We start from the raw sequence: 9,913 nt of genomic DNA on the forward strand, positions 1-9,913 counted from the left end.
CGGCGCGCACGGCGACACCGGCGGCCGCCTCGGCCTCGCCGATCTCGCCGTGCTGCTGTCGCCGGCCGCCACCGGTCGGCTGGAGGAGCTCGCGCAGCTCGCGCAGGCGACCACACTGCGGCGCTTCGGGCGGGCGGTGCGGATGTTCGCCCCGCTCTATGTGTCCAACGCCTGCCTGTCGTCCTGCACGTACTGCGGCTTCGCGAAGGGCCTGGAGGTGGCGCGGCGCACCCTGACCCCCGAGGAGGCCGTCGGCGAGGCGCGCCTGCTGGTCGACCTCGGTTTCCGGCATCTCCTGCTGGTCTCCGGCGAGCACCGGATCGAGGTCTCCGCCGACTACCTGGTCGACGTCGTGGAGCGGCTGCGCCCGTCCGTCCCCTCGATCAGCATCGAGACCCAGACCTGGTCGGACGACACCTACACCCGGCTGGTCGCGGCCGGCCTGGAGGGCGCCATCCACTACCAGGAGACCTACGACCGGGCGCGTTACGCCGAGGTCCACGTCGCCGGCTGGAAACGCGACTTCGACCGCCGGCTGGCCTCGTTCGAGCGGGCGGCCCGCGCCGGGGTGCGGCGCCTGGGCCTGGGGGTGCTGCTCGGGCTCGCACCGGACTGGCGGGCCGACATCCTCGCGCTCGCCGCGCACGCCTCGTTCCTCAGCCGCCGCTTCTGGCGGACGGAGGTCTCGGTGGCCCTGCCCAGGATCAAGCCGAGTGCCAGTGGTTTCCCGCCCACCGTGGTGGTCTCCGACGCCCAGTTCGTCCAGGCGCACGCGGCGCTGCGGCTGTTCGAGCCGGATGTCGCCATCTCGCTGTCGACGAGGGAGCCGGCGGCGCTGCGCGACGGGCTGGCCCGCATCGCGGTCACGACGATGAGCGCCGGTTCGTCCACCGAGCCCGGCGGCTACGGCCGGCCCGGCACCGCCCAGGAACAGTTCTCGATCTCCGACGAGCGCTCCCCGGCGGACATCGCGGCGATGCTGGTGGCGGCCGGTTACGAGCCGGTCTGGAAGGACGCCTTCCCGCTGGTGGACGCATCCCGGTGACCGCCGGGCGGGCAGGCGATGCTATATCCCGGTGGTGTGGGCCGCTCGCCGCTGTGGTCGAAACGACTACCGCGCGACGCCAGGAAAAGGCGCCAATAGCTTCAGGATGCATGGATCAGGTGGGCTGATGGACCGCATCGTTGTCGTCGGTGGCGGGCTCGCGGGCGGGCGAACCGTCGTCGAGCTGCGCGAGCAGGGATTCTCCGGGGCGATCACACTGGTCGGCGCCGAGGAGCACAGGCCGTACGACCGGCCGCCGCTGTCCAAGGCGGTGCTCTCCGGCCGGACGGATGACACGACCCTGCCGTTCGACCTTGACGGTGTCGAGCTGCTGCTGGGTCGGCACGCGACGGGCCTGCGCCCGGGTGTGCTGGAGACCGACGGCGGCCCGGTCGAGTTCGACGGGCTGGTCCTCGCGACCGGCGCGGCCCCGGTGCGGCTGCCGGGCTCCGCTGACCAGCGGGTGCTGCGCACCATCGACGACGCCCGTGCGCTGCGGGAGACGCTGCGCCCGGGGGCGCGGCTGGTGGTCGTCGGCGCCGGCTGGATCGGGGCCGAGGTCGCCACGCACGCCGCCGCGCACGAGGTGGCCGTGACCGTCGTCGAGGCCGGCGCCAGCCCGCTGCTGGCCCTCGGGCCGGTGGTCGGCGGGCACACCGTGCCCTGGTACGCCGCCGCCGGCATCGACCTGCGCCTCGGCGCCGCCGTCGCGCAGATCCGCTCGGACGGTGTGGAGCTCGCCGGCGGTGAGTTCCTGCCCGCCGACGCCGTGGTCGTCGGGGTCGGTGTCCGTCCCGACGTCTCCTGGCTGGAGTCGTCCGGGCTGCGGCTCGACCGCGGCCTCGTCGTCGACGAGTGGATGTCGGCCGTACCCGGCGCCGACGCCGGCGGTACGGGTGGCTACCGGCCCGGGTCGGTCGTCGGGGTCGGTGACTGCACGGCCTGGTGGTCGCGCCGCTACGAGCGCCGGATGCGGGTCGAGCACTGGGAGTGCGCCCAGGAGTCGCCCCGGGTCGCCGTCGCCACCCTGCTGCGGACGCTCGCCGGTGGCCAGCCGAGCTCGGAGTCGCCGGACGACATCTACAACCCGGTGCCGTACTTCTGGTCGCAGCAGTTCGGGCGGATGATCCAGTTCGCCGGCGTGCCCGGCCCGGACAGCACCCTGGTGCTGCGCGGCGATCCGACCGCGGTCGCCCAGCCCGGGGCCAAGAAGGCTCCTGGCTGGTCCGCCGGCTGGTTCGCGCCGGACGGGCGCCTGGTCGCCCTGGCCACCGTCGGCAGGCCGCTGGACATGGTCGCCGGCCGGCGGATGCTGCTGGCCGACGCGGCGCCGGACGTCGCCAAGTTCAGCGACCTCGACATCGCGCTGAAGGAGCTGGCCCCCCAGCCGGCGTAGCCGCGGGGCCGGGCGTAGCTGCAGGGCCCGGCGTGGCCACAGGGCCCGGCGTGGCCAGGCGGCCGGCATGCGTGGCCGCGGGTTGGTGTGTGCCCGGGTACGGTATGTGCCCGGGCGGTGCGGTGAGTGCCCGGGCGTACCACATGCACACACTGTGCTCGTCCAGGCAGTTTCTACTAAAGTGCCGGCGTGCCAAGCATTCACCTGGTTTCGAACCTCCCTGGCGTGAATGCGCTCGGTGATCATCTTCGTGCGGTCGGTCTTGGTCCCACGTCCGCGCGTTCGGCCGATGCTCTGCTCGTCCTGATCGACCGGCCGCTGGATCACGTCGAACAGGACCTGCTCGACCGCGCGCGGCAGTCCGTGCCGGTGCTGCTGGCCGGGCCGACGGTCCGGTCACTGGCCCCGGACAGCCCGCTCATCGAGGCGTCCGGCCTCACGCCCGGCCGGGTGACCCCCGCGTACGAGCTGCGGCTGGCCCCCGGCCCGGACGGTGCGACCGTCGCCGCCCGGCTGGGCTCCTTCACGCCGCGCGACTCGTGGATCGTCCCCGAGAAGGTCGCCGAGGACGTCGAACGGCTGCTCACCGTCCGCCACGAGATGAGCGATCAGCCGATCTGCACCTGGCGTCCGGCGAGCGGGCTCGGCGTCTTCACCCTGGGCACCTCCGCGCAGGTGCTGGCCGACCCCCGGTACCACCGGCTCGTCGGGCGATGGCTGCGGCACGCGCTCGGCGTCCGCGACGGTGCGCCGGTCAGGGCCGGGCTCATCGGCGCCCCGGATGTCTTCGGGGTGCACACCGCCGCCCTGGACGCGGTCGACGGCCTGACACTGGCCGCGCTGTGCGACGGCGGGATGTCCCCGGACCCCGGCCAGGACGTCGACCGGGTCGCCCGGCGGGTCGACGACCCGGACGACCTGGTCAACGACCCCGAGCTCGGGCTGGTGATCGTCGCCACCCCGACCCACACCCACGTCGAGTGGGCCCGGCGCGCGCTGGAGGCCGGCAAGCAGGTGCTCGTGCACCCGCCGGTCTGCCTGAGCACCCAGGATCTGGACGAGCTCACCACGCTCGCAACCAGCCGGTCCCGCGTGTTCGCCGGCTATCCCGAAGGCCTCAACGACCCGGCGCACCGGGCGATGCGCGCGGCGGTCCGGCGCGGCGACCTCGGTGGGCTGCTGTGGATCGAGATCTTCTCCGGTGGGCTGCGGCGGCCCACCGGCAGCTGGCACGACGACGAGCGGATCAGTGGCGGCCTGATCTTCGACCGTGGCGCCGCGCTGCTGGAGCGCGTCCTCGACCTTGTCGACGACCAGGTCGAATGGGTCAGCGCCTCGGCGCACAAGCGGGTCTGGCACCACGTGACCAACGCTGACCATGTCCGGATCCTGGTGCGGTTCGCGGGCGGCTGCGAGGCGCAGGTGACGATCTCGGACGTCGCCGCGGGTCTGCGCCCCGGCACCCAGGTGGTCGGCACGACCGGCTCGCTGGTCGCGCGGCCGAAGGGCTCGCCGGTCCTCGTCGGCCATGACGGGCGGCGGGTCACGCTGCCCGTCGACGCCCCCGACCCCGCGCTCTTCCACCGTGAGTTCGCCGATCATCTGGTCTCCGGCTGGCCGCTGGCGCCCGGCGGCGCGCAGCGGGCCCGGGCGCTGGTGTCGCTCCTGGAGGCGGCACGCAGGTCGGCGGCGTCCGGCGGCACCCAGGTATCACCGACCTGACTTGGCCCTTCCAGGGTGTTTACTGTTGACCATGGATTGGCTGACCTTGCCCGACGTGGCTGACGCACTCGCCGTGCCCGTCACGCGGGTGCGCCAGATGGTCCGCGACCGCACCCTGCTCGCCAAGCGGTTGGACGGTGTCCTGAAGGTGCCCGCCCTGTTCATTCAGGACGGCGCGGTGCTCAAGGGCCTGCCCGGCCTGCTCACCGTGCTCTCCGACGCCGGCTACAGCGACGACGAGGCGCTGGACTGGCTGTTCCGCGAGGATCCGAGCCTGCCCGGCACCCCGATCAGCGCGATGGTCGAGAACCGGGGCAAGGAGGTGCGGCGGCGCGCTCAGGCGCTGGGCTTCTGAGCGCCTGCTCTCCGAGCGCGTGTTCCTCCAACCACCAACCTTCCGACCCGGGTCCGAGCCAGCGCTCGGGCCCGGGTCGGCCTGCTTGCGCTGTCGGTGAACCGCCGGAGCCCGGCGTCCGCTCCCGTAGGGTCGTCGGTATGGCTGATCGTCCTACCGGCGCCCAGGCGCGGATCGTGGTCAACGGGGAGGCGAGGGAGGTGCCGGTCGGGCTCGCCGTGGCGGACCTGCTCGTCCAGCTGGGCCTGCGGCCGGGCTCGGTGGTCGTCGAGCTGCGCGGGGAGGCGCTGACGCCCTCGGAGACGGCCGCGGCGCACCTGGCCGACGGCGACGTCCTGGAGATCGTTCGTGCTGTCGCGGGAGGCTGAGCCGGTGCCACTGTCAGAGAACGTCCCAGCGTCGGCTTCGGCGCCGCGTGCCCGCCGGCTCGCCCGGCTGCTCGACGCCCGGCTGTACCTGTGCACCCCCCGCCACCAGGCCGACGCCGCCTTCTACGAGAAGGTGCTGGGCGACGGCCGGGTGCCGGGTGTGGATCTCATCCAGCTTCGGGAGAAGGGGCTGGAGTGGCGCGACGAGCTGGCGGGGCTGGCCGCGATGGCGGTCGCGGCCGTGCCGTCCGGCGCCCTGGTCAGCGCGAACGACCGGGCGGACGTCGCCCGCTTCGCCGGGGTGGACATCCTGCACGTCGGCCAGGACGACATCCCGCCGCGGCTGGCCCGTGACCTGCTCGGGCCGGACGTGCTGATCGGGCAGTCCACGCATGACCCCGACCAGTTCCTCACCGCGCTGGCCGACCCGGACGTCGACTACGTGTGCGTCGGGCCGGTGCACGCGACCCCGACGAAGGAGGGCCGGGCACCGGTCGGGCTGGAGCTGCCCCGGCTCGCGGCCCGGCACGCGCCGCCGTTCGAACCGGGCGCGAAGCCGTGGTTCGTCACCGGGGGAGTGGCCCCGCACACCCTGGACGCCATCCTGGATACGGGTGCGCGCCGCGTCGTGGTGGTGCGGGGCATCACCCAGGCGGCCGATCCGGGGGCGGCCGCGGCCGCGCTCGCGGGCCGGCTGCGCGAGGCCTGATCACCTGCCGGGGCGGGTGCGACCGTGGGTCATCTGAGCTATCTGGCGGTTCTGCTGGGCTGCCTGGTCGCGACGGCGCCGCTGGAGCTCCTGCTGCGGACCAGGGTGTACGCCCGTCCACGGCGCCTCGCGCTGGCGATCGCGCCGGTGCTGGTCGTGTTCGTCGGCTGGGATCTGTACGCGATCGCCCGCGGCCACTGGGACTTCGACCCGCGCCGAACCACCGGCGTCGTCCTGCCCGGTGGCCTTCCCCTCGACGAGGTGCTGTTCTTCGTCGTCGTGCCGGTGTGCGCGGTGCTCGCGCTGGAGGCGGTGCGGGCCGTGACCCGGTGGCAGGCCGGTGACGAGGGCGACGGGCGCGGTCCGGGGCAGACTGGATGTCCCCGGGGCCGTCATCCCCGGGGACGGCGGTGAGCTACACCGCGCTGGCCGTCGTCGGGGTCGTGGCGACCCTGGTGCTCGACCTGTGGATCCTGCGGACCAGGCTGGTCACCCGCAAGCTGTTCTGGACCGCCTACGCGATCATCGTCTTCTTCCAGCTCATCACGAACGGCATCCTGACCGGCTTCGACATCGTCCGGTACGACCCGGACGCCATCGCCGGGCCGCGGCTCGTGTTCGCGCCGATCGAGGACCTGCTGTTCGGGTTCGCGTTGGTGACCCAGACCCTGGTCTGGTGGGTTTGGTGGGGACTACGTCACGGAAACGAGTGAATTCGGCCTCCGGGTCCACTTTCGGGCCTACGCTTCGACTCAATGAGACAACGGAGGGCGGCCGAGGTCGAGTCGGTCGGGCGGCATCGCTCGCCCTGGGGCCGCTCGAACCGGATCCTGCCGATCCGCTGGGGGCGGATCATCGCCGCCGTCGTCGCGGTCGCCGTGGTGGTTTCGGGCCTCATCCTGGTGCATGGTCTCGGCTCCGGCCGCCCGTCGCCGGCAGCTGAGTCCGCGGGCGCGGCCACGACGATGGTCACGCCGGCACCCGGCGAGCCCACCCCCGACGCGCCCGGCCAGACCTCGCCCGGCTCAACCGTCGGGCCGTCCGCCGGTGCCGTGGGGTCGACCGGGCCATCCGGCGCCGCCGGGGCGGCCGGGGCCGTGGGGACGGATGCCCCGGCGACGGATGCGGGCTCCCCACCGCGGGCGGGAACCACGCCGGCCACGTCCCGTCCGGCGGCGACGTCGCGTGCGGGGGCGTCCACCACACCCGCCAGTCGTCCCGCCGGCCCGGCGCTGGGGCTGAGCAGCAGCGATGTTGCGTTCGGTGACGTGGAGTCGACGATCAGCGTCGAGCTGATCGGCGTCGGGACGGCCCCCGCCCGGGTGAGCGTGGGCGCCACGCCCGCGTGGCTGAGCGCCGTTCCCCGCGAGGGCGTGGTCGACCCGGGCGCCCGGGTGCCGCTCGTGATCACCCTGAACCGGAGGACCGCACCGCCGGGCCCGGTCGACGTGCTGGTCCCGGTGGCCGCGGTCGACGGTTCCGGCGGCGGGAAACTGCACGTCACCGCGAACGTGTCCGGCGCCCCGGAGCTGCGCGCCTCGCTTGCCCCGGCCGAGATCGTCACGGCGAACTGCCCCGCGGACCGGGGCAGCACCCAGGCGATCGTGAGCGCCACGGTCGTCGACCCGACCGGTGTCTTCGGCGTCGAGGTCCGAACCCGCGCACCGGACGGAACCGCGTCGACCAGCGCCCTGGGGCTCGTCACCGCCACCGACGACCGGTCGACCTGGTCCGGGCCGATCGGGCCGGTGCCGACGGTGGGCACGATGAGCTACACCGTCGTGGCGAAGGACCTCGACGGGCGGCGGTCCGAGGTCACCGGATCGGTCGAGGTACGCGCCTGCTCCGGCGGGTAGCGGGGCGTTCGTGTTCAGTTGACTCCGGCGGCTCCGGCTCCGGCCGCGCTTCCCGCGGCGGTGGCGGTGGCGGTGGCGGGCGCGGTGGGTGAGCCGGGTTGGTTCCGGCGGAACACCCTGGCTGCGCTGATCATCCCGGCGGCGCCGGTCCCACCCGCGATCCGCGGCGGCACGAGCCCTGCGAGCAGCCGTTCCTGCACCCGCAGGTACTTCATGCCGGCCCGCAGGTCGGCGTCGTTGCGCAGCCGGATGACCAGCCGGAACGCGCTCAGCGCCGTGGTGTCGAAAAGGCCCGTGGTGTAGATCAGCTGGACGCCGAGCCGGTCCGCCACCGCCAGCTGCAGATCCAGCAGGTAGCTCGCGCTGGCCCGCCCGATCGGATTGTCGAGGAACAGCACGCCGGCGTGCCGGGCCCGCAGCCGGCCGCGGTCGTTCGCGCGCAGGGCGGCCATCGTGCAGTAGAGGATGATGGCCGCGGTCAGCTGCTGGCCGCCGGAGAAGACGTCGCCGAGCTGGGAGATCCGGACGCGCTCGGTGCGCAGCACCGCGTCCGGCTTGAGGATCTCCACCCGGACCCCGCCCGGGAGCGCCGCCCGCACACCGCGCACCAGCAGCGTCATGCCGTCCCGGCGGACCCCGGCCGGCAGCGGCCCGCCGGCGCCGGGAGTTCGGGGCGGGGCGCTCGTCCTGGCCGCCGAACCGCCGGTGCCGGTGCCGTTGCCGGTGGCCGCGCCGCTCGCGGCGGCATCCACGACCTCGCCGAGCGCCTCGGTGAGCGCGACCGGATCGGGTTCGGCGAAGGTGATGCGCAGGAACTCCTGCCCGGACCAGTCGCCGAGCTGATCGGGCAGCCGGGACAGCCGCTGGGCGGAGCGCAGGGTGCCGAGGGAAGCCCGGACCATTCCCTCCAGCCGCGCGACGATCGCGGCCCGGTTGCGTCCGATGTGCGCGAGGTCGTCGTCGAGGCTGCGCAGCCGGGGTGCCAACGCGGCGGCCCAGCCCTCGGCGTTCGCGGCCACCGCGTCCCGGCCGGCCCGCACCATCTGCCTGCGGGCCGGCGTGCGCACCGCCTCGAACCGCCCGCCTGCGGCCCAGGAGGCGACGGCGTCCGCCGCCACCCGGACCCGGCCGGCCGCCTCGGCGTGCGCCGCGACCGCCTGCCGCCAGGTCGCCCGCAGTTCGCGGGTCATCGCCGCGGCCGCGGCGGCATCGCCCTCGAACGGCGCGATCGTCGCCCCGGCCTGGCCGTCTGTTCCGACCAGGCTGCCTGCTCCGGTGAGGCCGCCTGTTCCGGTGTGGTTGCCTGTTCCGGTGTGGTTGCCGGGGCCGGCCGGGTTGCCGGCGCCGGCCGTCGTGCTGGCGGCCGCGTCCGCGGTCGTGCCGGTCGACTCGGCGTCGGCGAGCAGGTCGGACAGCGTTCCGGCGACCAGCCCGAACGCATCCCGCTCACGTTCATGATCCGCGGTGTCGCGGATCAGCTCGTCCAGTGCCGCCTGAGCGGTCTGGGCACTGGCGTCGGCCTCCCGGCAGGCGGCGGCGCGGGCCTGCTGCCAATGCAGCGCCTGTTCGAGGGACTGGGGTCCGTCCTCGGGTGGCATCGGGTGCGCGCCGGCGGCACTGACCCTGGCCGCGGTGTGGTGCAGCTCCTGGCGCAGACCGCCGAGCCGTTCGCGGGTGGCATCGAGGGCCCGTCCGAGCTCGGCTGCCGTGCGCCGGGCGGCGGCCTGGGCCGTGGCCCGCGCGGTGGCGTCCCCACCGTCGGGACCGGCGAGCAGAACCTCGCAGCGAGCCCGGATGGCCGCCGACAGACCTTCGACGCCCGCGCGGGCGGCCGCGTGCGCCCGCCACGCGCGATCGAGCTCGCCGCGCAGGTCCGCGCCGACCTCCACCTGCGCGTAGGCGCGTTCGGCGGCCTCGTACGCCGCCCGCAGCACGGGTACCTGCACCGGTGGCGCGCCGGGCGACACCGACCCGCCCCCGCCGTCGATGTCGGCGCCGCCGTCGGTGTCGCCGTGGCTGTCGTCCAGCGCGATGTCGTCGAGCACGAGATCACCCGCGCCGACCACCGAGGCGGACTCGGTCAGCGCGGCCTGGGTGTTGCGGGCGGCGTCGTCGGCCCGGCGCAGGGCTTCCTGCGCCGCCAGACGGGAGGCGGCGCAGCTGGCCCGATGCTGTTGCGCCTCGGCCGACTTCTCGGCGGCCGTCGCCTCCAGACGGGCGATCTCGTCCGCCAGGCCGGCTGCCTCATCGATCACGTGGACCAGCTGGTCCAGCGCGGTGGCCCGCGCGGAGCACTCCTGCTCGACGACCCGCAGGCGTTCGACCTCTGCCACCGCGCGCTCCGCGGCCCGGGCGGCCGCGGCGACCCGCTCCTGCGCCTCGGCCAGCGCCCGGGCGGCGACGTCCACGGTGCCCGCGGCGTCGCTCACGGCGGCGCGCAGGCCCGGAATCCGGCCCGGCGG

Annotated in this window: 9 protein-coding genes and 1 pseudogene; 9 read left to right on the forward strand and 1 reads right to left on the reverse strand. The window is 74.6% G+C overall.

Annotated features, from left to right (window positions below; translation table 11 throughout):
• From thiH to FREUN1FDRAFT_RS35915, 9 genes are all read left to right on the forward strand, one after another.
• Positions 1 to 1,045: 2-iminoacetate synthase ThiH (thiH, locus tag FREUN1FDRAFT_RS35875; protein ID WP_006545309.1), on the forward strand; the 1,045-nt coding region annotated here is incomplete at its 5' end.
• Between the two features lie 127 nt (positions 1,046 to 1,172).
• Positions 1,173 to 2,441, forward strand: coding sequence for an NAD(P)/FAD-dependent oxidoreductase (locus FREUN1FDRAFT_RS35880; protein WP_006545310.1), 1,269 nt, complete (start codon positions 1,173 to 1,175; stop codon positions 2,439 to 2,441).
• A gap of 189 nt (positions 2,442 to 2,630) precedes the next feature.
• Positions 2,631 to 4,163: a Gfo/Idh/MocA family protein gene (locus tag FREUN1FDRAFT_RS35885; RefSeq protein WP_035957230.1), complete on the forward strand. Its 1,533-nt coding sequence runs from the start codon at positions 2,631 to 2,633 to the stop codon at positions 4,161 to 4,163.
• 31 nt (positions 4,164 to 4,194) lie between these two features.
• Positions 4,195 to 4,518: an Rv2175c family DNA-binding protein gene (locus FREUN1FDRAFT_RS35890; protein ID WP_006545312.1), complete on the forward strand. Its 324-nt coding sequence runs from the start codon at positions 4,195 to 4,197 to the stop codon at positions 4,516 to 4,518.
• 140 nt (positions 4,519 to 4,658) lie between these two features.
• A complete protein-coding gene (gene thiS, locus FREUN1FDRAFT_RS35895) occupies positions 4,659 to 4,886 on the forward strand; it encodes a sulfur carrier protein ThiS (protein ID WP_006545313.1) in 228 nt (75 codons plus the stop codon).
• Positions 4,887 to 4,890: 4 nt separating this feature from the next.
• Complete coding sequence (locus tag FREUN1FDRAFT_RS35900; RefSeq protein ID WP_006545314.1) at positions 4,891 to 5,595, forward strand: thiamine phosphate synthase; 705 nt, start codon at positions 4,891 to 4,893, stop codon at positions 5,593 to 5,595.
• A gap of 24 nt (positions 5,596 to 5,619) precedes the next feature.
• Positions 5,620 to 6,009 carry a lycopene cyclase domain-containing protein gene (locus FREUN1FDRAFT_RS35905; RefSeq protein WP_006545315.1) on the forward strand — a complete coding sequence of 130 codons (390 nt, stop codon included), beginning with the start codon at positions 5,620 to 5,622 and terminating at the stop codon, positions 6,007 to 6,009.
• On the forward strand, positions 6,006 to 6,308 hold the full coding sequence (locus FREUN1FDRAFT_RS35910; protein WP_006545316.1) for a lycopene cyclase domain-containing protein: 303 nt from the start codon (positions 6,006 to 6,008) through the stop codon (positions 6,306 to 6,308). Before FREUN1FDRAFT_RS35905 ends, FREUN1FDRAFT_RS35910 begins: the two co-directional genes overlap by 4 nt.
• Positions 6,309 to 6,350: 42 nt before the next feature.
• Positions 6,351 to 7,451: a hypothetical protein gene (locus FREUN1FDRAFT_RS35915; protein WP_006545317.1), complete on the forward strand. Its 1,101-nt coding sequence runs from the start codon at positions 6,351 to 6,353 to the stop codon at positions 7,449 to 7,451.
• A gap of 14 nt (positions 7,452 to 7,465) precedes the next feature.
• On the opposite strand, the pseudogene FREUN1FDRAFT_RS47200 reads toward FREUN1FDRAFT_RS35915, so the two are convergent.
• Positions 7,466 to 9,913: pseudogene (locus FREUN1FDRAFT_RS47200) on the reverse strand (hypothetical protein); the annotation flags it as partial.

The sequence above is a fragment of the Parafrankia sp. EUN1f genome (genome assembly GCF_000177675.1).
Lineage (GTDB): Bacteria > Actinomycetota > Actinomycetes > Frankiales > Frankiaceae > Parafrankia.

What these genes read in the sequence shown, in the direction of transcription:
- thiS (WP_006545313.1), top strand. Translation starts at nt 4,659, where the DNA reads ATGGCTGATCGTCCTACCGGCGCCCAGGCGCGGATCGTGGTCAACGGG.
- FREUN1FDRAFT_RS35890 (WP_006545312.1), top strand. Translation starts at nt 4,195, where the DNA reads ATGGATTGGCTGACCTTGCCCGACGTGGCTGACGCACTCGCCGTGCCC.
- FREUN1FDRAFT_RS35915 (WP_006545317.1), top strand. Translation starts at nt 6,351, where the DNA reads ATGAGACAACGGAGGGCGGCCGAGGTCGAGTCGGTCGGGCGGCATCGC.
- FREUN1FDRAFT_RS35880 (WP_006545310.1), top strand. Translation starts at nt 1,173, where the DNA reads ATGGACCGCATCGTTGTCGTCGGTGGCGGGCTCGCGGGCGGGCGAACC.